The organism is Marinobacter sp. F4218 (assembly GCF_019443085.1).
In the GTDB taxonomy this organism is placed as follows: domain Bacteria; phylum Pseudomonadota; class Gammaproteobacteria; order Pseudomonadales; family Oleiphilaceae; genus Marinobacter; species Marinobacter albus.
This window is the reverse complement of the sequence record NZ_JAHZIL010000004.1, coordinates 458132-480237: the sequence shown is the minus strand read 5'-3', so window position 1 is coordinate 480237 and position 22106 is coordinate 458132. Positions and strand designations below refer to the sequence as shown.

Genomic DNA, 22106 nt, shown 5'->3' with positions numbered 1-22106 from the left:
AACCATCGCATCGAGGAGGGTCGCCCCTGCGGCCCGCCTCGGTGCCGTCGGCCACCTGCCGATTCCGGTTTTTCTGTAAGCAGGGTTTATCATGACCACAGAACAATATCCCAAAGACGGTTCTACCCAATCGTCAGAGAATGCCATGCCCGATGACGATCATATACTCGCCCACGACGTGGATGAAGAGCCGGTTGAAGCCAATCGCCGAGTGTTTGAGGGTGGGCTCCTGAAATTCGTGACGCTGCTGGCCATCGCCTATTCAGCATTCCACCTTTACACCCTGAACATCGCGCCGCTGGAGACCTGGTCTTTCCGCATCGTGCACATAGCCGGCGCCCTGGTGCTCGGTTTTATACTCTATGCCGGTGCCCGTTTTGTGTCTGCTGAGGAAGGCCCGGCCCGTCATCGCTGGACCACCTGGATTGGTGCGGTTGCCCTGCTGCCGGCGCTCTATGCGTTGTACCAGACCTATTCGTTCTATCAGATGGTGCAGGGCGGCACCGTGCGGATTCCTGTCGAACTCGAAACCTGGCAGTTTGGCTGGCCTCTACTGGCGGCGACGGCTACCGGTATCATCATGAGCTGGTTCCATCAGCGCGACAGGGCCCGGTTCAGTGTTCCGGACCTAGTGCTGATTGTGTGTTCCGTGGCGGTCGCAGCGTATTTTCTCGTGGTCTATAACACCAGTATGCGGATGTCCACGGGGACATCGTTTGCACCGATCGGCATTTCCTTTGCGGCCATCGCGGGTACCGCACTCATCATGGAGCTGACCCGCCGCGTGGCCGGTATGGCGCTGGTGGTGATCGGGCTGGTTTTCCTGATCTACGTCTTTGCCGGTCCCTACTTGCCGGGCTTTCTCGGCTATCCGGGGCTGTCGGTCCAGCGCTTCTTCAGTCAGGTCTATACTGACGCGGGCATCCTCGGTCCGACCACGGCTGTGTCTTCCACCTACATTATCCTGTTCATCATCTTTGCCGCCTTCCTGCAGGCCTCCAAGGTAGGCGATTACTTTGTAAACTTCGCATTTGCGGCGGCGGGACGGTCCCGGGGCGGGCCCGCCAAGGTGGCGATCTTTGCTTCCGGCCTGATGGGCATGATCAACGGCACCAGTGCCGGCAACGTGGTCTCCACCGGCTCCCTGACCATCCCGCTGATGAAGAAGGTTGGCTACAGCAAGAAATCCGCAGGTGCAGTGGAAGCTGCAGCCTCGACTGGTGGCCAGATCATGCCACCGATCATGGGCGCCGGCGCGTTCATCATGGCCGAGATCACTGGCATTCCGTATACCGAAATTGCCATTGCCGCGATTATCCCGGCCATCCTGTACTTCGCGTCGGTGTACTTCATGGTGGATTTCGAAGCCAAGAAGCTAGGCATGCGTGGCATGCGCGAAGACGAGCTGCCGAACCTGAAGCGGCTGGCGAAACAGGCGTACCTGTTTGTGCCGATCGTCATCCTGATCGTGGCCCTGTTCCAGGGTTATTCCGTGATCCGGGCAGGTACCCTGGCCACCGTGTCTGCGGCGGTCGTGAGCTGGATTTCACCGCACAAGATGGGCATCGCTTCCATTTTGAGGGCCCTGGAAATTGCTTCCTACATGGCCATTCAGATCATCGTGGTCTGTGCCGCCGCCGGGGTGATTGTCGGGGTGATTTCCCTGACTGGCGTTGGCGCGCGCTTCTCGGTTCTGCTTCTGGATGTCGCCGCCGCCAGTAACCTGCTGGCGCTGGTGTTCGCCATGTTCATTTCCATTCTGCTGGGCATGGGCATGCCAACCACTGCCGCGTACGCGGTGGCTGCATCCGTCGTTGCGCCGGGCCTCGTCCAGTTGGGCATTGAGCCACTGACGGCGCATTTCTTCGTGTTCTACTTCGCGGTTGTGTCCGCCATTACCCCACCGGTAGCCCTGGCCTCCTATGCAGCCGCGGGCATTTCCGGCGCCAACGCCATGGAGACGTCGGTCGCCTCTTTCCGCATCGGCATCGCTGCCTTCATCGTGCCCTTCATGTTTTTCTACAATGGGGCGCTGCTGATGGAAGCCGAGTGGCTGGAGATTGCGCGGGCGCTGGTTACCGCCACCTTCGGGGTGTACATCCTGTCTGGCGGAGTCCTGGGCTGGTTTGCCCGGGTTTCGGCGCCCTGGTCCACCCGCATCCTGCTGATCGTCGCCGCCCTGATGATGATCGAGGGGGGTGGATGGACCGATCTCGGTGGCATCGGGCTGGCGGTCCTCGCATTCTTCATGCAGCGTCAGCGGGCGCTGGGAATGGCGATAGCCTGACCCCGAGCCTGGGTCGGGCGGGGCAATCGCATCCCTTGTGGTTGTCCCGCCCGGTTCCGGGCGCTACTCTAGCGGCTTTTGCAGGAACCGGTTTCCATGCCCTACCGGATTGGCGCTTTGGCACTGTTTGTCATCACCCTGGTCGCGTCCTGGACGTTGGGCGGCTGGGTTGGCTATCGCCAGGTTGAACAGGAAAGCCTCGAGGAATCCTTCCGCTACCGCCAGCTTGTGGCCAACGAGCTGAATCGTTATCTGCCTATTCCAGAACTGATGGCCGAGCACCCGTTGCTGGGCGAAGCGCTTGAAAACCCGGACGACAGAACGGTCATTCTTCAGGCCAACGAAGAAATGCAACGCATGGCCACCATCGTTGGTAGCTCTGACGTTTACCTGATGGACATAACCGGCCTGACGATCGCATCGAGCAACTACCAGCAGAAAGACAGCTTTGTGGGCAGTAACTATGCCTTCAGGCCCTATTTCTTTGAGGCGGTGAACTCAGGTGATTCGGCAATCTATTTTGCGCTCGGCATGATGTCGGGGGTGCGGGGGCTGTATTTTTCGCACCCGATCCGGGATGCGCGTGGAGCGACACTGGGCGTCATTGCGGTCAAGGTACTGGTCCATGAACTGGAATCCCAATGGCACCGCCCCGCCTCCCTGAGCGAAGCGGAAATGGTGGTTCTGGACCCGTCAGGGGTCAGCTTCCTGGCCAGTAAACCCAACTGGCTGTATCGGGACTTCGAACCTCAAACCGGCCCGGAGGCGAATGAGGAAGCCCGACAACGCTACCCCGACCGCGACCTTGCGCCGATTCAGATTGAGCTGCTTGGCCGGCCCTGGGGTCTTTCCGAACAGTCTGAAAAAATCCGCATCCAGGAAGAGATCCGGGGCGGGGACTACCTCAGTGTTCGCACCGCTCTGCCTCGCTTGGACTGGACCCTTCAGGTCATGGTGAGCACCCGCCCGGTAGTCTGGACCCGGCTTGGGTTCGTACTGGGCGGTCTTGCCATTTTCTGTGGCGGCTTCCTCACCTGGCTTTACCTGCGGGAGCGTTACCGTCGGGAAGCGGAGCTGGCACTCAGGGGGGAGCAGCTGGAGCGCAGCGTGGCGGAGCGAACCGCCGATCTGGAGCGTTCCAACGAGCAGTTGCTTGAGGAAATCCGGGAGCGGGAACGCACCCAGACGGAGCTGAGGGAAACCCAGCAGGAACTGATTCAGGCAGCCAAGCTGGCGGTCCTGGGCCAGATGTCGGCGGGTCTGAACCATGAAATGAACCAGCCGCTTACTGCGATCCAGACTTACGCCCGGAACAGTCGCAAGTTCCTTGAGAAGGGCGCCGCGGAGATGGTGGATGCCAACTTGCAGGAAATCGTCACCCTGTGCGACAAGATGGCGGAGCTGACCCGGCAATTTAAAGTGTTTGCCCGGAAATCGGAGGGGCCACCGTCGGTGGTGGATCTGCGCTTGCCGGTGGATGCGGCGCTGAAGATCATCACCGCCCAGAAAAACAGCACGGGTATTGATATAGACTGGCAACGTCCGGACCAGGCGGTCATGTGTCACGGTGACCTGATCCGTATCGAACAGGTCATGGTGAACCTGATGGCCAACGCGGTGCAGGCCGTAGAGGGGCGGGAAGACCCCCGCGTCAGCATTCAAATCAGGGATCATGGCGATAGCTGGCAGTGCATTGTCCGGGACAATGGCTCTGGCTTGCCGGGTAACACCGAGCAGATATTCGAGCCTTTCTTCACCACAAAATCGGTGAAACAGGGGCTTGGCCTCGGGCTGTCCATTTCCCGGCAGATTGTCGACGCCCTCGGCGGTCGATTGACGGGCCACAACCGGTCCGGCGGGCCGGGCGCGGAATTCGTGTTAACCCTGAAAAAACGGGAGGCCATGGAATGACAGATCCTTCGGTAATTTTTGTTGACGACGACCCGCACATTCGTCAGGCCATCAGTCAGACCTTCGCCCTGGAGGAGTTGCCCGTCGCCTGTTTCGAGGACGCGCCTTCGGCACTGGAACTGATTTCCCCGGAGTACGAAGGTGTGGTGCTGTGTGATTACAACATGCCGGGGATGGACGGTCTTGAGATGCTGGACCGGATTCGGGATGTGGACGAGGCCATTCCGGTCATCATCCTTACGGGGCAGGGTGACATCAGCACGGCGGTTTCCGCCATGCAGCAGGGGGCTTACGATTTCATCGAGAAGCCCTTTGATCACGAGGAGCTGATCGAGCTGCTGCGCCATGCCCTGGAGAAGCGCCACCTGGCACTGGAAAATCGTCGCCTGAAGGCCCAGTTACGCCATCTGGCGCGGCCCGGTCCCCGAATATTGGGGGATTCGCCAACCATGCAGAAGGTGATGGCAATGGTCGATCCGGTTCTGGATATCTCGGCCAACATCCTGCTCCATGGCGAAACCGGAGCGGGCAAGGATGCATTGGCCCGCTACATTCATGAGAACAGCCGCCGGAGTGCCCACAATTTTGTGGCCATTAATTGCGGTGCGGTGCCGGAAAACCTGATTGAAAGCGAGCTCTTTGGCCACGAGGCCGGAGCCTTTACCGGTGCCGACAAGCGCCGGATTGGAAAGATCGAACACGCCCATCAGGGTACCCTTTTCCTGGATGAGCTCGAGAGCATGCCGATGCCGTTGCAGGTCAAACTGCTGCGGGTACTGGAGGAGCAAAAAGTCGAGCGACTGGGCAGTAATCAGGTGCAGGATGTGGACGTCCGCATCATCGCCGCCACGAAGGCCGACCTGAAGGCGCTCAGCGATCAGGGTGAGTTCCGCTCGGATCTCTATTACCGGCTGAACGTGGTCAAGGTGGATATCCCGCCACTGCGGGAGCGCAAAGAAGATATTCCGCTGCTATTCCACCACTTCGTGCTGATCGCCGCCGCACGCTATGATCGGGAAAGCGTGCCTCTGGACGCCGGTCAGGCAGCGCGGCTGATGCAACACTCCTGGCCCGGTAATGTGAGGGAGTTGCGTAACCTGGCTGAACGCTATGTATTGCTGGGTCCGGCAGCCCTTGATGGCAATGCCGGGGATGGCACCGCCAATGTTGCGGGCCGGCAAACCCTCACCGAGATGATGGATGGCTTCGAACGCTCGGCCATCATCAGTGCCCTGAATGCCTGCCATGGCAGTATCAAGGACACCATGGTCCAGCTCGGCATTGCCCGCAAGACCCTCTACGACAAAATGAAAAAACATGGCCTGGACAAGGCCGAGTTCAAAGACTGAAAACGATACAAAAAAAACGGGGCCTGGGCCCCGTTTTTCGTTTCTGCCTCAGAGATTGGCTTCGGCAAATTCCGCGAGCACGGAGCGGGGCACCCCCTGCAGGTGTATGTGCGCGCCGTGTCGGAAGCTCTTGAAACGTTCCGTCATGTAGGTCAGGCCCGAACTCAGGGCGCTCAGGTAAGGCGTGTCGATCTGTGCCAGGTTGCCCAGGCAGATCACCTTGGACCCGTTGCCGGCCCGGGTAATGATGGTCTTGATCTGATGTGGCGTCAGGTTCTGGGACTCGTCAATGATAATCAGACTGTGCTGGAAGCTGCGACCACGGATGTAGTTCATGGATTTGAAGTGCAGCGGAACCTTGCTGAGGATGTAGTCCACACTGGCGGTCATGTTCTCATCGTCCTCGTGCAGGGCCTCAAGGTTATCGACGATGGCGCCCAGCCAGGGTTCCATCTTCTCGGCTTCGGTGCCGGGCAGGAAACCGATATCCTCGTCCAGTCCCTGGGTGGAGCGCGTGGCGATGATGCGTTTGTAAAGCTTGGAGGCGACTGTCATTTCGATGCAGGCGGCCAGGGCAAGGATGGTTTTACCCGAGCCGGCGGAACCGGTGAGGTTCACCAGGTGAACGTCCGGATCCAGCAACAGGTTCAGGGCCAGGGCCTGATACACATCCCTTGGCACCAGTCCCCACACCTCTTCATTCATCAGGTCGTGCTGATGCAGATCCCGGATCACTATCTGGGTGTCTGAGAGATCGGAAACCTTGCCGACAAAGCCCTGCTGATCAATGACGAACTCGTTGATGTTGAGCCGCGCCAGATCCCCTTCACGCCTGAGGATGTGCTCGGTGATTCCTTCCCGCTGGATGGTTTCAACCTTCTCGATGGTGTCCCAGAAAGAGTTGGGGAATTCCCGGTAGCCCTTGGGCAACAGGTCGATGTCATCGAGCAGTTGATCATTATGATAGTCTTGGGCTTCAACACCAAAGCCACGCGCTTTCAGGCGCATGTTGATGTCTTTGCTCACCAGGATAATGTCCCGGGCCTTGTGCTTGTTCTGCAGGGCCGCCAGGGTGTTGATGATCTTGTTGTCGTTCAGGTGTTCCGGCAGGGAGTGGGATTCTACATGCTCGGTGCTCATCAGGATGAGCAGTTTTCCCAGGGGATCCGCTTTCTTGCCCCGTACGATCGGAACGCCTTTCTCTATCTCTTTCGGGCTGGCATCGCCAAGCAGCTTGTCGATGTTCCGTATGGCCTGCCGGCAGTCCGCAGCCACCGCCTGCTTGCCGGATTTCAGACTGTCGAGTTCTTCGAGGACGGTCATCGGAATGATGACATCGTGTTCTTCAAAGTTGAGGAGGGCGTTGGGATCGTGAATCAGGACGTTGGTGTCGAGGACGTACATCTTTTTGCGAGCTTGCGGTGCTCTGGGCATAGGTGGCGCTACCTCTCTGGTGGCTCAGTCGTTACGGGTACAGCGTTGGGTAAGTTCCGTGTCCGAGATCAGCTTCAGCATATCGTAAGTCGTTATGATACCGGTAATTTTTGAGTCCCTCGTGACAAAGATCCGGTGCAGGTGCTCGCGCATCATGATATCCGCAATGTCGCGCACGGGCGTCTGCTCGTCAACCGATAAAACGCTGGGGGTCATAATGTCCCGGACTTCGACCGGAACCTTGCCCATCTCCTCGAAAATGACCATCCGCAGGCGACGGGCTTCTTCCTCTTCCTCGGGCGTGAGGCGGGCATCGTTATCGGAACGGTTGGCGTTCCACCGGAATTCGGTGATGTCCTTGAGGGTGGCGATGCCGACAATGTCACCGTTCTCGTCGGTAACCGGGCTGCCGGTAATTTCGTTGTCGGTGAGGAAGCGTGCCAGACGGTTCATGGTCCAGGATTGGGGTACTGCCTTGATACTCGGGGTCATGATCTCGTAAGCGAGAACGGTCATCGAATAGCGCCTGCCTCTGAAATGTCCTTTGGCTCAAGCTTAGCCTTTCAGTGGGTGTGCGTCATCCCTTCAGTTTCCGGAACGGCGCACATCCACAAGCTGTCCGGTTTCATCATAGACCAGTTCAAAGCCCTGGTAACGATCTTTTCCGGCAACCTGCTCGAGAGCCTGCAGCGAGCGGACCGGGATGTCCACCAGCAGGGAATTGACCAGCCAGCCCGGAAGGGCCCCGTTGGGATCGGTGTGCTGCAACCAGATCATGCGGGTCTTGTCACCTTCCGGGATAAACCGGTACAGGGTGTCCGAGCGGTCTACCCGAACCCGGGTGTTGAATTCGGCGCGCTGGTTCGGGGTGGCATTCAGATCCATGATGATCTCGCCGGACGCCTGGTTGCCTCGGGTCCGTATGCGCAGAACGTAGTCCCGGTCGGTTACTGGCCAGGGCATGTCGTTGACCGAATAGGCGTACCGGTCATGAAAGTTGCCCTTACCGAAAGCGTAGGACTCGGTGCAGTTGTGGACCCACTCGATACAGGACTGCGGGTTCATCATCACGGCCATCAGGTTCTCGATGGGCGCGTCCAGAACGGCCTCCGCCTTGAAGGCCTTGAAGCTGGAATCGTTCCGGTCAATCGTGTAGACGCGAATACTGTCGGCTTCCTTGCGCAGGCTCCAGCCATCCGCATCCTCGGCCGGCAGTTCCGCCCGGGCATGGGCTGCTGCGAGGGCGGTAACCAGCAGGGCACAGAGGCCGCCGCTGATGGCTGAGGCCAGGCCCGTAAATCGGTGGGCTCCGGTCTTTCTCATAGGGTAAACTTCCTTAACGATGGTGGCCCGAGTCTAGCATGACGCTTTAATGGATAAGGCCACGGAAACAAGGGATTGTGAACCAGGTAACTCCCTGGACCGCTGCTCCCGTCAAATGGCCCGAAGTGACGATGACCATGAGCACACGAAAGCTGATTGATGAAAACGGGAAAATCACTGCCGGCATCCTCGACGGTCCGGTGGATGAGATCAATTACCTCGATTATGATCTGCGGACGGTCATGGACCGGCCGCGCTCCCGCCTTGCCCGCCAGTGGCGCTTCAACCAGTTCCAGTTTGTCAGCGCCATGGGCCCCGGCTGGGTCTTCGGAATGGCTCTGGTGGATCTGAAGCTGGTGGCGAACGGGTTCTTCTACCTGTACGACTTTGAAACCGGCACCCTGTATGAAAAGTCCTTTCTCCAGCCCTTCGGCCGTGGCGCACGGATCGAACCGAATCCCGAGCATGGCATGGCAACGTTCATCAAGGGCGAGGTTGCGCTCCGGATCGTTGCCGCACCGGGTGGTCGCAACATCACGGTCATTGCCCCGGGGGGTATCCGGGTCGACCTTGAGATCCAGGAGGACCACGACCCGCTCAGGCTGGTGTGTCCGGCCGGCTACAATGGCTGGGTGTTTACCCGGAAATCCGCCGGCTTGCCGGTGGAAGGGGAGGTACGCTGGGATCATCGCATCTGGCGATGTGATGCCGACACCCGCGCCTCCATCGACTGGAGTTGTGGTTTCATGCGTCGGGAGACCGCCTGGAACTGGGCGTGCCTTGCGGGCAAACTGGCGGACGGTCGCTCCCTTGGCCTCAACCTCGCAGCCGGTGTCAATGAAACCGGGATGACCGAAAACGCCCTGTGGCTGGATGGTCGGTGCATCAAGCTGGGCGCTGCCCGGTTCGAGTTTGACCGTTATCGGCCGGGCAGTGACTGGGGGGTGAGTACGGACGATGGCCGGGTGGATCTCAAGTTCGTGCCGGCAGGGGTGCGCAAGGAAAAGCTGAATGCTTTGGTACTGGCGTCCAACTTCCGCCAGTTCATTGGCACTTTCACAGGTCATGTTGTTGATGAGGCGGGAACAAAAATCCCCGTAGACGGCCTACGGGGATTAATGGAAGATCATTTCGCCCGCTGGTAGCCCCCGCTATGCCGGGGCTCCGGCGGGATCGATCATCGTTCGGGCAGGGTCACGTTCAGTTCGAGAACGGAGCAGCTTTCGTTGCGATCCACCTCGACCTGTACCATGTCGTCGCTGATCTGGACGTATTTTCGGATCACCGCCAACAGCTCCTGCTGCAGTTTGGGCAGGTAATCCGGTAGGTCTCGCTGGCCGCGTTCGTGGGCAACGATGATCTGCAATCGCTCTTTGGCCACGTGCGCGGTGTTGGTTTTCTTACCCTTGAAGTAATCGAGGAAACTCATCCGTTAGCCTCCCTTGAACATCCGTGAGAAAAAACCCTTCTTCTGGGCAGTCATGAACCGGTGTTCCCGGTCTTCGCCCAGAAGGCGGGCCACGGCGTCTTCGTAGGCCTGGCCGGCGTCGCTCTCTTCCTCGAGAATCACGGGGAGACCCTGGTTGGAGGCGTTCAGCACCACCTGGCTTTCCGGAATCAGGCCCAGCAGGGGGATCGCAAGGATTTCCTCGACGTCACCCACCGACAGCATTTCGCCTTTCTCGACCCGGTCCGGGTTGTAGCGGGTGAGCAGCAAGTGTTCCTTGACAGGATCCTGCCCCATCTCTGCCCGGCGGGATTTGCTTTGCAGAATACCCAGAATGCGGTCGGAATCCCGAACCGAGGAGACCTCAGGGTTTGTGACCACAACTGCTTCATCGGCGTAGTACAGGGCCATCAGGGCCCCATGCTCGATCCCGGCCGGTGAATCGCAGACGATGTAATCGAAGGTTTCTGACAGCTCGTTGATGACCTTCTCGACGCCATCCTTGGTCAGCGCTTCCTTCTCGCGGGTCTGGGAGGCTGGCAGGATGTAAAGGGTATCGACGCGCTTGTCGCGGATCAGCGCCTGGTTCAGGCTGGCTTCACCCTGAATAACGTTGACGAAGTCGTACACGACCCGTCGTTCGCAATTCATGATCAGGTCAAGATTGCGCAGTCCCACGTCAAAATCGATGACGACGGTTTTGTGGCCGCGTTTAGCAAGGCCGGTGCTGATTGAGGCGCTGGTGGTGGTCTTACCAACGCCGCCCTTTCCTGAAGTAACGACAATGATTCTAGCCAAGGTTAGATTCCTGTTTCGCGGTGGATTCGTCGTGTCTGCCGAATTATCCGGTCAAGTTGTTGTTGTCCTCTTGATATCAGGCCTTGTCCAGTGGCGTTACCACCAGCAGGTCGTCCCTGAGCTGGATCTGTACAGCGCTTTTCCAGCCATTGTCCTGAAGATCTTCGGAGATTTTATAGTGTCCGGCGATGGACACAAGCTCCGCCTCAAGAGATTGGCAGAAAACCCGGGCCGATTCGGCCCCGTGAATGCCCGCCAGGGCTCGACCCCGCAAGGGGCCGTACACATGAATGTTGCCGGCAGCGAGTACTTCGGCGCCGGCCTGAACCGGTGCCAGTATGATGAGGTCCCCGTCAGGGGCGTACACTTGCTGGCCTGATCGAACCGGCTGATTGATCACCCGGGCAGGGCTGGGTTCCGTGGTGTTGGTAGCCGCGGGTTCGGTGGCTTCCGGCGTCTCTCCGGTGGCTGTCGACTCCGGTTCACGAGTCTGCTCGTGGGCGCGGTCGCGCTGACTGTTGCCGGGCAGTAACGCCAGTGCCGCGCCTCTGGCCAGTCGACGCTGGTCATCATTGCCACCGCGAACCCCGACAACATGGATGTTGTGGCGGCGGCAGGTGCCGATAATCTTGAAAAAATCCAGCTCGCTGTCGAGCCCCTCGTATTTGTCCAGGCTGACAATGATCGGAATGTCCTTGAAGAAGCCCGGTGCCTGGCTGATCTTGTCCCGCAATGTTGCTTCAAAATCATCGTTGTCGAAGTAATGAAGTTCCAGTGCCGTCATGGACACGCTGGCGCTTTTCAGTTGAAAAACCTGGTTAACCCCGGAGGTGGCGGTATCGGTCATGAACGGGTCTCTTCCATGGTGTTTGGCGTTGGGCGCAGTCGCAGGGGCTCGTCTTCAAAGCGAATGCCGGACCAACCGGTACTGATGAACTGACGAATGTTGCCATGGCTATCACCGACGGGATCGCCCATGACCTGCTGGTAGTGCTGTGCGAACAGTTGCAGGGTTTCCGCCTCGGGCAGGGTGCAGTAGCGGCCCAGGGCAAACACCCGGCACGAACCGGCATTTTCGCCCGCGGGGTTGTGAAGCGGGCCGTTGTGAAAGCCGGTCGGCTGGTATTCGAAGTGACGGTCGATCAGCGCCAGGGTATCGTCGAAATCGGCATGGCCTGCCGCAAGAGACGCAAGATGAATGCGTACCGCGTCATTGACGTTCATTATTTGTGATCCTGTTTGGGACCGGTCTGGTAGCGGGATTTCCAGTCTTCATACGGCATGCCGTAGATTTCTTCCCGGGCGTCCGGATCCGAAATCTCGAACCCGCGCTCTTCCGCTTCGGCGCGATACCATTTCGACAGGCAGTTTCGGCAGAAACCGGCCAGGTTCATCAGATCAATATTCTGCACGTCGGTGTTGCTTTGCAGATGCTTTACCAGGCGCCGGAAGGCGGCTGCCTCGATTTCAGTGCGGTTGGACTCTGGAATTGGGTTGCTCATGGGGCCTCGCGATGATTCTCACTCGTTATAAGGGGTTCCTGACATTCTCAGCATGATAGCTTAAGATACAAGGCTGTATAAATGTACAGAATGTAAACGCGAGCAGCCCCTTTACCATGCACCAGCGCAAGATTATCCATGTGGATTGCGACTGCTTCTATGCGGCGGTGGAGATGCGGGATGATCCCAGCCTTCGGGATGTACCCTTGGCGGTGGGCGGTGACGGCGGCCGCGGTGTGGTGACCACCTGCAACTACCGGGCGCGGGCGTTCGGGGTGCGCTCCGCAATGCCGGGCAGCGAGGCCCGGAGGCTATGTCCCGGCCTGGTGACCGTTCCGACCGATATGGCCCGCTACCGGGCAGCATCGCAACAGGTGATGGCCATTCTCCGGGAGATGACGGACCTGGTCGAACCGCTGTCGCTGGATGAAGCCTTCCTTGATGTTTCCGAAATAACCGATCACAAGGGCAGCGCCACGTTGATGGCCCGCTACCTGAGGGAGCGCATTCGGCGGGAAGTCGGTATTACCGTCTCGGCAGGCGTCGCCCCCAACAAGTTTCTGGCCAAGATTGCCAGCGATTGGGAGAAGCCCGATGGCCTGTTCGTGATCCGGCCCGAAGACGTCGATGACTTCGTGCGCGGGCTGCCGGTGGAAAAGCTGTTTGGCGTCGGCCAGGTTACGGCGGCGAAATTGCATGCACTCGGTGTCGAAAATTGCGGAGATCTCCAGGCCGTGGGTCCGGAGGTGCTGGTGGACCGGTTTGGCAAGCAGGGATACCGTCTGCACGAAATGGCGCACGGCCGTGATGAGCGCCCAGTGGTCGTCTCCCGCATCGCCAAGTCGATCAGCGTCGAGCGTACCTTTTCCCAGGACCTTCCGGACCGATCCGCGTGTGAGACTGTCATGGCCTCACTGGTGGCAGACCTGAACCTCCGTCTTACTCGCAAGGCACGGCGGAAACCAATTCACAAGCTATTCATCAAGATCCGCTACAGCGATTTTTCAACCCATACGCTGGAGCGGGTACGTGAGCATGTCAAAGAACCTGTTTTCGAGGATTACCTGCCGCTTTTCAAGGAACTGGTTGGTGACAAGGACCGGCCGGTGCGCCTGCTGGGGCTTGGAGTGCGGTTCCGGAACGATGACGCACCGGTCACCCAGCTTCGACTGTTCGATTGACCTCAGGCTGACAACAACACCCGCATTTCGAAAAGCACGTACTGGGTAGAGGCATAGCCCATCAGACCCCCAATCACGGCGCCGGCGGCAACGTCAGTGGGGTAGTGCAGGCCCAATACCACACGGGATGCAGCCACGCTGATGGTAAACGGCAGGATCGCCAGCGCCAGGGCAGGCGCAGCGTTTAGCAGCATGGCCTGGAAGCAGACGGCGTGCAGGGTGTGGCCGGACGGGAAGCTGTAACGGTCGAGGGGCGGCGTGCCGCAGTTGATGGATGGAAAAGAAATGAAGGGCCGCTCACGAACCAGTCTGCGTTTCAGCACCTTATAGGTCAGCGTGCAGGCCAGCCCGGTCAATGTCATCAGCAGGGCCAGCGCCGGTCCCTGATCCGGGACCAGCAGCGGGATGGCGAGAATCAGTGCATACCAGAACCCGCCGTCGCCGAGTCGGCTGACCAGTTGGAAGTAGCCGAGCACGCCCGGGAATCGTGCCACGCGGTTGATGGCCTGGCAGAAGGCGTATTCCCGCTGGTCTGCCAGGTTAAAGAATCGAGATGCTTTGCTTGCTGATGCCACGGTATCCGATCCTGACTTGTTGGTTGAAAACCAGGTGTTCGAACTGGTCAATCTGCGAGTTCCAGTCCAGTTCGAGGGCGTCGAGGCGAGCCTGGGCGCGAATTCGATTGAGCAGGGTAGGCTGGTCGGCCAGGCGCAGGGCGCTGTCGACAAAGTCTTCGTCCTGGGCCAGGGCCGCTTTCATACCATTCCCTTCATGTCGCAAGTGTTCGCTGGCGGCGCCGTCGTCAAAGGCCACCACCGCAAGTCCGCTGGCCATGGCTTCCAGGACGACGTTCCCGAACGTGTCGGTTTTGCTCGGAAACAGGAACAGGTCAGCGGAGGCATAGTGGCGTGCAAGGTCTTCTCCGCGCTGGGTACCGCAAAAAATGTAATCTGGGTGCCGTTCCGCCAGTTGCCGCCGCAGGGGGCCGTCGCCAACTAGTATGAAACGGGTCTGGAGGTGCAGGCTTCGGATCCGCTCGTAGCAGGCCACGGCCATGCGCAAGTTTTTCTCCGGCGCCAGGCGGCCGACATAGATCACCGCGCGGTCATTGGTCTTCAGGCCCCAGGATGCACGCAATGCGTTGTCCCGTTTGTATGGGCTGAAGCGGCCGCAATCGACACCACGGCTCCAGAGTCCGGTGGCTCTGATGCCCATGGTTGCCGTGGTCTGCTCCATCTTTCGCGTTGGCACCAGGGTGACCGCGGTGCGGTTGTGAAACCAGCGGCCATAGGCGCACAGGAGGCGTTCCAGGATGCCGACGCCATAATAGCGGCTGTAACTGTGAAAATTGGTGTGGAAACCAGAGCTGACGGGTACGCCCAATCCCCGCGCGGCCGTCACGGCGGCTACGCCCAGTGGACCCTGGGTCGCGACGTAAATGGCGTCTGGTCGGTCTTTTTGCCAGAGCTTCCTGAGGTGGCGACTGCGAACCAGGCCGAACCGGAGATCTGCATAGCCCGGCAGCGGCACGCCGGTAACCACATGCTCGTGACTGAACAGGGCGCGGCCAGCACCGGCCACCGTGCCCCTGCTTTCGTGACGCTGTCGGGGGCGTATCACGGTGACGCGATGTCCGTGTTGCATCAGACCCTGGCAAAGATGCCTCAGAGTATTCGCCACCCCATTGATTTCCGGCGGAAAGGTCTCGGAAACAATGGTAATGTGTTGTTCACGTCGCTTGGCCTGGATGGTCTCGGTCACGATGTTTCCTGTGGTTCCTCTGACATGTCCCCAGTGTGGGAAGCGGGCATGACAGTTAAACGACAGTCCCGTGACATTCCCTTTACCCGTTGAGCAAACTGATGCGGAGATACTATGCAAACGCGAAAGCTTGGAAATACGGACATTGATGTCAGCCTGATCTGCCTCGGCACCATGACCTGGGGTGAGCAGAATACCGAGCAGGACGCTTTTGAGCAGCTGGACTACGCCACGTCGCAGGGGGTGAATTTCATCGACGCGGCAGAAATGTACCCGGTGCCGCCCCGTGCCGAGACCCAGGGGGAGACTGAGACCTGTCTGGGCAATTGGCTGGCGAAGCGCGGGCGTCGGGATGACCTCGTGATCGCCTCCAAAGTGGCAGGGCCGGGTAACGGCTTGACCTACCTCCGGAACGGGCCTCGGCTGACCCGGGCGCACATCCGGGAGGCCTGTGATGCGAGTCTGCAGCGCCTGAAAACGGACTACATTGATCTGTACCAGGTGCATTGGCCGGATCGTAATGCCAATTTCTTTGGCCGGCTCGGGTATGAGCACAATCCGGACGAGAGTTTTACCCCAATTGAAGAGACACTGGGTGCCCTGGACGAGTTGGTCCGTGAAGGCAAGATCCGCCATGTCGGGCTGTCGAACGAAACCCCCTGGGGAACAATGGAGTATCTGCGCCTTGCCAAAGAGAAAGGGTGGCCGTGCCCGGTCAGTATCCAGAATCCCTACAATCTGCTGAACCGTACGTTCGAAGTGGGAATGGCGGAAATCGCGCACCGGGAACAGGTCGGGCTGCTGGCCTATTCACCGCTTGCCTTCGGTATGCTGTCCGGCAAATACCTGGGCGAGGCATGGCCGGAGAAAGGAAGGCTGACCCTGTACGAGCGATTTAGCCGCTACACCAGTGGCCGCGGTATGGACGCTACCCGTGCTTACGTGGAGCTGGCCCGCAAACACGGCCTGTCGCCGGTTCAGATGGCACTGGCCTACGTCAACAGCCGGAGCTTTGTAACCAGCAATATCATTGGTGCCACGACCATGGAGCAACTTCGGGAAAACCTCGGCTCGGCAACACTGGAATTGAATGCGGAGGTGCTTGAGGCCATCGAGTCAATTCACGGGGAGTTCACATATCCCTGCCCGTAATTTTGCAAGCAGACCCCGGAGCCAAGGTTGCCGGGGTCTGCCGCTGCCACGGTTACAACCTGAAATATTCTGGATTATATTTTGACAAAAAGATGGTCGTTTGTTGACAAATAATCGACGCATATGTGTGCAAATTCACATCTTTCCGGCGTTTAATCATTAGACTTTAGCCTTACGTATCCGTAAAATTCCGGCTCTGTCAAAGGTCTTTGAAGTGTCATGATTATTCGCATTTTTGTCGCATTACTCGTTCTCAATCTGGTTGCTTTCGTCGTGCGCGCCGAAGCAGGCGAGCGCGTATTCGATGAGATGGGCGAAGCCGTTGTCATTGAAGACGTTTATGAGCTTCAGGAGCAGATGTCAGGCGATTTCGAAGAGGACTCGGTGGAGGCTTTCAGTGAGCTTGGTTCCCGCCTCCTGACCCTGACGCTTTCCCGGTCCGACAACAGCGGTAAGCGCTACGCTTCCGAGCCGGCTAGACCCGACCACGGCATCGCCCTGCTCAACGAGGGCGCCTGCCTTAACCTGAAGTGGAACTTCTGACGCCTTTCCCCTCTCATTTCGTCAACGTTCTGTCAGTCAGCCTCTCCCGAAACTTCTCCTGAATCATGATCTGGCGCATTGCCAGTGCCTTTGCGTCGTGTGATCATCGCCCAACAGCCTGATTGACCCACAAGGAGCTTGGTAGATGGCGGACGAAAATGATCGTCGTGCAAACGATGTGAACGCCTGTGTCGATGAAGTGATTCGTCGGGTAGGCAAAAACATTACGCTGGGATTGCCGCTGGGTCTGGGGAAGCCGGTCCGGTTCGTTAATGCAATGTACCAGCGCGCCGTCGACGATCCCGAGATTCAACTGCGCATCGTCACGGCCCTCTCGCTTCTGGCTCCTCGAGGCGCCTCTTCCCTGGAGAAGCGCTTTCTGGGTCCTTTCGCCGAGCGCCTCTACGGCCAGATTCCGGAATTGGCCTACGCGCGGGCGGTCTCTGCCAATCGTCTGCCGGCGAACGTGCAGGTCTCCGAATTCTTCTTCAAAGCGGGCAGTTACCTCAACAACCGGTCGCAGCAGCGGCATTACGTGTGCAGTAATTACACCCATGCGGTGCGCGACCTGATGGCTCAGGGGATCAATGTCGTGGCACAGATGGTTTCCCCGGGCGAGGCTTCGGACCGTCCCGGCATGGTCAGCCTCAGCTGCAACCCGGATCTGACGCTTGATCTGTTACCCCTGATGCGTGAGCGTGAAGCCAATGGCACACCGGTAGCGCTGGTGGCGGAAATGAATCGTAATCTGCCGTGGATGGATCATCATGCGGCGGTGGAGGAGGCGGAATTCGATGTGGTCCTCGATCAACCGGACACCGACCACCCGCTGTTCTCAGCTCCGGAAATGGCGGTGAGCCCCGAGGACCATCTCATCGGTTTCTATGCCAGTGCTCTGCTCCGGGACGGAGGGACTCTGCAGGTGGGCATCGGATCCCTGGGCGCCGCCCTGGTTCACAGCGCCATTCTCCGGCACCAGCATAACGACGCCTGGCGGGCTGTGTTCGACCACCTCAAGGTCGCGGAGCGTTTCCCGGTCGTCGAAACCGACGGCGGCACCGGGCCGTTCGAGAAGGGCCTGTACGGGTGCAGTGAAATGATGGTGGATGGCTTCCTCTACCTCATGCAGGCGGGCATTCTCCGGCGCGAGGTGTTTGATCATGCCGACCTCCAGACCCTCATCAACCAGGGGGAACTGACCCGGGACGTGTCCATGGCGTCGCTGGACGTGCTCCGCCGGGAACGGCTGATTGATTCACCCATGCGGGCGAGAGACGTCAGCTGGCTGGTGCAGTTGGGGGTCCTGAAGGACTCGGTGGAGTTCAAGGGTGGGCGTCTGCTGATCGGTGAGCAGTCCGTTGAGGGCGATCTCGACAGCCAGGAGGCCCGTGAGGCCATCGAAACCCTGGCGCTGGGGAATTGTCTCAAGGGCGGTATTGCCATGCATGGCGGCTTTTACGTCGGGCCAGAGCGCTTCTACCAGGCGCTGAGGGAACTGAGCGATGAGCAGCGTAACCAGATCTGCATGACCAGCGTGAATTACATCAACCAGCTATACGATCATCGTTTCGGGAACCAGCGACTCAAAGCGGCACAGCGGGTTCACAGTCGGTTCATCAATTCAACCATGATGCACACGCTCAATGGCGCCGCGGTGTCTGATGGTCTGGACGACGGTCGGGTTGTCAGCGGTGTAGGTGGTCAGTATAACTTCGTGGCCATGGCCCACGAGTTACCAGGCGCGCGGTCCATCCTCACCTTGCGTGCCACCCGCCACTCCGCCGGTAAGACGCTCTCCAACATCGTTTTCAATTATGGCCATTGCACAATTCCCCGCCATCTCCGGGATATCGTGGTTACCGAGTACGGTATCGCCGACCTGCGAGGTCAATCGGACGAGCAGGTTTATCTGCGGCTCATCCGTATTGCCGATTCCCGCTTCCAGCAGGACCTGCTGAATCAGGCGCAAAAGGCGGGCAAGGTGGATTCGGCCTTCCGGCTGCCGGCTGACTGGTGCAACAACACACCGGAAGCGGTTCGCAACGCGGTTTCAGTGGGTGGCGATCAAGACTGGTTCCCAGCCTTTCCGTTCGGCCGAGATTTTACCGACGAGGAGCTGACGTTAGGGAAAGCCCTTAAAACCCTGAAGGCCGCAACGGCAACCCGCCGTGGTAAACTGTCAACATTGTGGCAGGCCTTCCGGGCCCGGGATGATAAGGGTCGCTATGGTTCATTGCTGGAACGCATGGGCCTGGGTAGCCCCTCCGGGGTACGGGAGAAGCTGGACCAGCGTCTGGTTATTCACGGTCTGCAACTGATTGACACACCAACCGATACAGGAAAGCCAGAAGCCTGATGGATGTTTCACAAGCCAAACCCGAAGTTTTCACCGTCCACTACGTTCTGAAGAACAAGATTGGCGAACTCGTTGACACCTCCGAAGGTAGCGAGCCGCTCCACTTTATCTATGGCAGCCCCGACATCATTGAGGGTATTCAGAAAGCGGTGAAAGATCGCAACGTGGGCGATTGCCTGGAAGTCACGGTCCCGCCTGCGATGGCTTATGGTGAACACAATCCGGAGCTGATCCGCAAGGTGCCACGGTCCATGTTTGAGGGCGTGGAAGATCTTCAGATCGGCATGAAGTTTCAGACCAACACCGGCGACGAGGCCAAGATCGTCCAGGTCGTCGGCATTGACGGAAACCTGGTGAAGGTTGACGCCAATCATCCGCTGGCGGGCTTCACGCTCTACTTTGACCTGGAAATCGTCGGTCGGCGGGAAGCTACTGAGGACGAGATAACCCAGGGTCGCCCGCTGTTCTGATCCCCTGCTCAGTCTGAACGTCCAGTTCTCCCTGCTGGATTCCGGCCAAGCCCGCCCGCACAATGTTCCGGAGCTGTTCCGCGAGGCCCGCTGTGCCCGTCTCCGGGCCCACTTCGATCGGGCGGTGAAAAAGCACATCGACCTGAGCGGGTCGATGTCTCAGCATCGTCACGATGTGACCGTGGAAGGTGTCCTCCCCCACAAAGGGGGCCAGGTGGTCCGGGCGCCCGTTGCGCCGGTAACTGATGGTCACCGGCTGAATCGGGACGCCGGAATCTGCGGCAGCGCCTAGGAGCAAGCCGTGGAAGGGTAGAACGGTCAGGCCGCAACTGGTCGTTGCTTCCGGAAAGATGAGAATGGATTCGCCTGCTGCGAGCTTTTCGGCAATTGCTCGCCGGATTCGCCGGGCCTTGCCGCCGCCACGCTTGATGAAAAGTGTACCCGCCTCTCGTGCCAGCCAGCCAATCACCGGCCATTGCCCGACCTCGGCCTTGGACAGGAACAGGACCGGGGTGAGGCTGCCCAGAATCGGAATGTCTGACCAACTGATATGGTTGCTGGCAACGAGGGCGTTTCGAACGGGGGGCGTGCCGTGGACATGAATGTCGAGGCCGAGGCACCAGCATGCACCGCGGAAACAGCGCCGGGCCCAGCGCGTGCGGTCAATGGGCCGCCGCGCCAGGATTTCGGCTATCAGAAGAGACGTCGCCAGCAAGCCGGTGGCCGCCAGGAACAGGCTGAAGTTTGTGAGCCGGAAGGTCAGTCTGAGCCATTCCATGGGGGCCTCCTGGCCGTTTCTGCTTCAGGAAGCCTTGCCCAGAAAGTGCCGGCTGTAACGGGAGGCCAGGTTGTTGACCTCAAGGAGCACGAGCAGGTCAGCGCACCGGAAGTCGGGGTCCCAGCACGGCTCGCCGCAGACTCGTGCGCCGAGTCGCATATAGGCCTTCAGGAGCGGTGGTACCTCTACCGGGCGCTCCTCGTTGGCAGTGTGGGTCAGGTGCGGAAGGGCGCGCAGGGGGTAGACTCGGAAGGTGTCGTCCGCCAGGTATTCCCGTTGCAGGTGACGAGCAATCCGCCAGGCCTTGAGTCCGCCATCGGACATGCTGATGCTCGCGCAGCCGATCAGGTAGTCGACGTTGTGGGACACCAGGTATTCTGCCACCGCAGACCAGAGCAGGCTGATGGTCGCGCCATTCCGGTAGTCGGGATGCACGCAGGTGCGTCCTAGTTCGGCAACGGCGCCGGGCAGGTTCTTGAGGGCAGAAAGCTCAAACTCCCCGGCCGAGTAGAAGCCGCCGACAGGGCCGGTGTCTGCCTGGTGCAGGATTCTGGTGGTGGCCACCAATTGACCGTTGTCGCTATCGGTCACAACCAGGTGGTCGCAGACGGTATCGAAAGTGTCTGCGTCGAGGCCTGGAATTTCCGCGCCGAGATCGCTGCCGTATTCTTCCGAGAACACCCGATAGCGTAAACGCTGTGCCTCTTCGATCATGTCAGGGGTGCGGGTGGTATCGGTTTTCAGCCGACGGGCACTGCGGCGGGGTCTCAGGGATTGTGCGGTCATGGCATGGTCTCTTCTGTGTCCATTTGCCGACAAGGTTATGAAGCCGGTGTGACACATGGGTGACCGGGGAGTGACGTCTTCGTGACATTGCCCTTGGATCTGGGCCAGTTGTGCCTATTGTCACGGGGTGTAACAGAGGCGTCCTTCCATGTATATTTCTGAATAGCATGTATAATTGCTGTTACGGCAGGTTGCCTGTATCGTCGGGCAAGCAATGTTACTCACAACCGAAATAACAAAACCAGAGATGGATGGCGTGGAACAGACAAACGAAAGTTGGCGAATTCTCATTGTCGAGGATGACGAGCGGCTGGCAGAACTGACCCGTGAGTATCTGGAAAGTAACGGGCTACAGGTGTCCCTCGAAACCCATGGGGGCCCGGCTGTGGAGCGCATCCGGAACGAACAGCCTGATCTGGTGGTTCTGGACCTGATGCTGCCGGGCGAGGATGGTTTGTCTATCTGTCGTCGGGTGCGCCCTTACTACTCCGGTCCAATCATCATGCTGACTGCCCGCACCGACGACCTGGATCAGGTGTTGGGTCTGGAAATGGGCGCAGACGACTACGTCGGCAAGCCGGTCAAGCCCCGTGTCCTGCTGGCCCGGATCCGGGCTATGTTGCGCCGGGTTACCGAGACCGGCCAGAATGGTGGTGAAGAAAAGAGCGGGGAGGAACCGGTACGGTTGCAGTTCAATGACCTTGTGGTCGACCGCTCTATGCGCGAAGCCTGGTTGAGCGACGAAAGCATCGATCTGACCAGCGCGGAATTCGATCTGCTCTGGCTGCTCGCCAGCAATGCCGGTCGCGTGCTCAGCCGGGAAGAAATCTTCACGGCATTGCGTGGCATCGAGTACGACGGCCAGGATCGCTCCATCGATGTCCGGGTTTCCCGGATACGGCCGAAAATTGGTGACGATCCCATCCACCCACGGCGAATCAAGACCGTTCGCAGCAAAGGCTACCTGTTCGTTAAGGAAGCCTGACGATTCAGCCTCTGGAGCCGGTGTGAACCGCGTTGGTTACGCC

At 59.2% G+C, this 22106-nt stretch carries 22 protein-coding genes; 10 read left to right on the top strand and 12 right to left on the bottom strand.

Annotated elements, in window-relative coordinates:
- Positions 1-91 precede the first annotated feature (91 nt).
- The 3 genes from K0B93_RS17520 to K0B93_RS17510 all read left to right on the top strand — a co-directional run bounded on the left by K0B93_RS17520 (position 92) and on the right by K0B93_RS17510 (position 5547).
- Entirely contained in the window at positions 92-2287 is a 2196-nt protein-coding gene (locus tag K0B93_RS17520) for a TRAP transporter permease (protein ID WP_228743579.1), read from the top strand.
- A 96-nt stretch (positions 2288-2383) separates the two neighbouring features.
- On the top strand, positions 2384-4198 hold the full coding sequence (locus K0B93_RS17515) for a sensor histidine kinase (RefSeq protein ID WP_219868548.1): 1815 nt from the start codon (positions 2384-2386) through the stop codon (positions 4196-4198).
- The gene (locus K0B93_RS17510; RefSeq protein ID WP_219868547.1) at positions 4195-5547 is read left to right on the top strand and encodes a sigma-54-dependent transcriptional regulator; all 1353 of its coding nucleotides are present in this window, start codon (positions 4195-4197) and stop codon (positions 5545-5547) included. Before K0B93_RS17515 ends, K0B93_RS17510 begins: the two co-directional genes overlap by 4 nt.
- A gap of 48 nt (positions 5548-5595) precedes the next feature.
- Here K0B93_RS17510 and K0B93_RS17505 read toward each other — a convergent pair whose 3' ends face one another.
- The 3 genes from K0B93_RS17505 to K0B93_RS17495 all read right to left on the bottom strand — a co-directional run bounded on the left by K0B93_RS17505 (position 5596) and on the right by K0B93_RS17495 (position 8304).
- Positions 5596-6981, bottom strand: a complete 1386-nt coding sequence (locus tag K0B93_RS17505; RefSeq protein ID WP_416383217.1) for a PhoH family protein — start codon at positions 6979-6981, stop codon at positions 5596-5598.
- Positions 6982-7005: 24 nt separating this feature from the next.
- Entirely contained in the window at positions 7006-7497 is a 492-nt protein-coding gene (locus K0B93_RS17500) for an HPP family protein (RefSeq protein WP_219868546.1), read from the bottom strand.
- Positions 7498-7566: 69 nt separating this feature from the next.
- Positions 7567-8304, bottom strand: coding sequence for an START domain-containing protein (locus K0B93_RS17495; RefSeq protein ID WP_219868545.1), 738 nt, complete (start codon positions 8302-8304; stop codon positions 7567-7569).
- 137 nt (positions 8305-8441) lie between these two features.
- Between K0B93_RS17495 and K0B93_RS17490 the strand changes: the two genes are divergently transcribed.
- Positions 8442-9449 carry a DUF2804 domain-containing protein gene (locus K0B93_RS17490; protein WP_219868544.1) on the top strand — a complete coding sequence of 336 codons (1008 nt, stop codon included), beginning with the start codon at positions 8442-8444 and terminating at the stop codon, positions 9447-9449.
- Positions 9450-9481: 32 nt separating this feature from the next.
- On the opposite strand, the gene minE is transcribed toward K0B93_RS17490, so the two are convergent.
- The 5 genes from minE to K0B93_RS17465 all read right to left on the bottom strand — a co-directional run bounded on the left by minE (position 9482) and on the right by K0B93_RS17465 (position 12051).
- A complete protein-coding gene (gene minE, locus K0B93_RS17485; protein ID WP_219868543.1) occupies positions 9482-9733 on the bottom strand; it encodes a cell division topological specificity factor MinE in 252 nt (83 codons plus the stop codon).
- 3 nt (positions 9734-9736) lie between these two features.
- Complete coding sequence (minD, locus tag K0B93_RS17480) at positions 9737-10549, bottom strand: septum site-determining protein MinD (protein ID WP_219868542.1); 813 nt, start codon at positions 10547-10549, stop codon at positions 9737-9739.
- A gap of 76 nt (positions 10550-10625) precedes the next feature.
- Positions 10626-11396, bottom strand: a complete 771-nt coding sequence (minC, locus tag K0B93_RS17475; protein ID WP_219868541.1) for a septum site-determining protein MinC — start codon at positions 11394-11396, stop codon at positions 10626-10628.
- Positions 11393-11773: a HopJ type III effector protein gene (locus K0B93_RS17470; RefSeq protein ID WP_219868540.1), complete on the bottom strand. Its 381-nt coding sequence runs from the start codon at positions 11771-11773 to the stop codon at positions 11393-11395. The genes minC and K0B93_RS17470 overlap by 4 nt, the downstream gene beginning before the upstream one ends.
- Positions 11773-12051, bottom strand: a complete 279-nt coding sequence (locus K0B93_RS17465; RefSeq protein ID WP_219868539.1) for a DUF1244 domain-containing protein — start codon at positions 12049-12051, stop codon at positions 11773-11775. Before K0B93_RS17465 ends, K0B93_RS17470 begins: the two co-directional genes overlap by 1 nt.
- Before the next feature lie 116 nt (positions 12052-12167).
- On the opposite strand from K0B93_RS17465, the gene dinB reads away from it, so the two are divergent.
- Complete coding sequence (gene dinB / locus K0B93_RS17460; RefSeq protein WP_219868538.1) at positions 12168-13232, top strand: DNA polymerase IV; 1065 nt, start codon at positions 12168-12170, stop codon at positions 13230-13232.
- A gap of 2 nt (positions 13233-13234) precedes the next feature.
- On the opposite strand, the gene K0B93_RS17455 is transcribed toward dinB, so the two are convergent.
- Both K0B93_RS17455 and K0B93_RS17450 read right to left on the bottom strand, forming a co-directional pair.
- Positions 13235-13807, bottom strand: a complete 573-nt coding sequence (locus K0B93_RS17455) for a phosphatase PAP2 family protein (RefSeq protein ID WP_219868537.1) — start codon at positions 13805-13807, stop codon at positions 13235-13237.
- Positions 13773-14993: a glycosyltransferase family 4 protein gene (locus K0B93_RS17450; protein ID WP_219868536.1), complete on the bottom strand. Its 1221-nt coding sequence runs from the start codon at positions 14991-14993 to the stop codon at positions 13773-13775. The genes K0B93_RS17455 and K0B93_RS17450 overlap by 35 nt, the downstream gene beginning before the upstream one ends.
- 114 nt (positions 14994-15107) lie before the next feature.
- Between K0B93_RS17450 and K0B93_RS17445 the strand changes: the two genes are divergently transcribed.
- From K0B93_RS17445 to K0B93_RS17430, 4 genes are all read left to right on the top strand, one after another.
- Entirely contained in the window at positions 15108-16145 is a 1038-nt protein-coding gene (locus K0B93_RS17445) for an NADP(H)-dependent aldo-keto reductase (RefSeq protein ID WP_219868535.1), read from the top strand.
- Positions 16146-16364: 219 nt separating this feature from the next.
- Positions 16365-16688 (top strand): hypothetical protein, encoded by a 324-nt coding sequence (locus K0B93_RS17440; RefSeq protein WP_219868534.1) that lies wholly within the window; start codon positions 16365-16367, stop codon positions 16686-16688.
- Between the two features lie 145 nt (positions 16689-16833).
- Positions 16834-19044: an acetyl-CoA hydrolase/transferase C-terminal domain-containing protein gene (locus K0B93_RS17435; protein WP_219868533.1), complete on the top strand. Its 2211-nt coding sequence runs from the start codon at positions 16834-16836 to the stop codon at positions 19042-19044.
- Positions 19044-19514 (top strand): FKBP-type peptidyl-prolyl cis-trans isomerase, encoded by a 471-nt coding sequence (locus K0B93_RS17430; RefSeq protein WP_219868532.1) that lies wholly within the window; start codon positions 19044-19046, stop codon positions 19512-19514. Before K0B93_RS17435 ends, K0B93_RS17430 begins: the two co-directional genes overlap by 1 nt.
- Here the strand turns inward: K0B93_RS17430 and K0B93_RS17425 are convergent.
- The gene (locus K0B93_RS17425) at positions 19474-20292 is read right to left on the bottom strand and encodes a lysophospholipid acyltransferase family protein (protein WP_219868531.1); all 819 of its coding nucleotides are present in this window, start codon (positions 20290-20292) and stop codon (positions 19474-19476) included. The two genes, K0B93_RS17430 and K0B93_RS17425, sit on opposite strands and share 41 nt — an antisense overlap.
- A gap of 24 nt (positions 20293-20316) precedes the next feature.
- Positions 20317-21078 carry a GNAT family N-acetyltransferase gene (locus K0B93_RS17420; RefSeq protein WP_219868530.1) on the bottom strand — a complete coding sequence of 254 codons (762 nt, stop codon included), beginning with the start codon at positions 21076-21078 and terminating at the stop codon, positions 20317-20319.
- Between the two features lie 247 nt (positions 21079-21325).
- On the opposite strand from K0B93_RS17420, the gene K0B93_RS17415 reads away from it, so the two are divergent.
- Positions 21326-22063: a response regulator gene (locus tag K0B93_RS17415; protein ID WP_219868683.1), complete on the top strand. Its 738-nt coding sequence runs from the start codon at positions 21326-21328 to the stop codon at positions 22061-22063.
- The last annotated feature ends 43 nt before the right edge of the window (positions 22064-22106 follow it).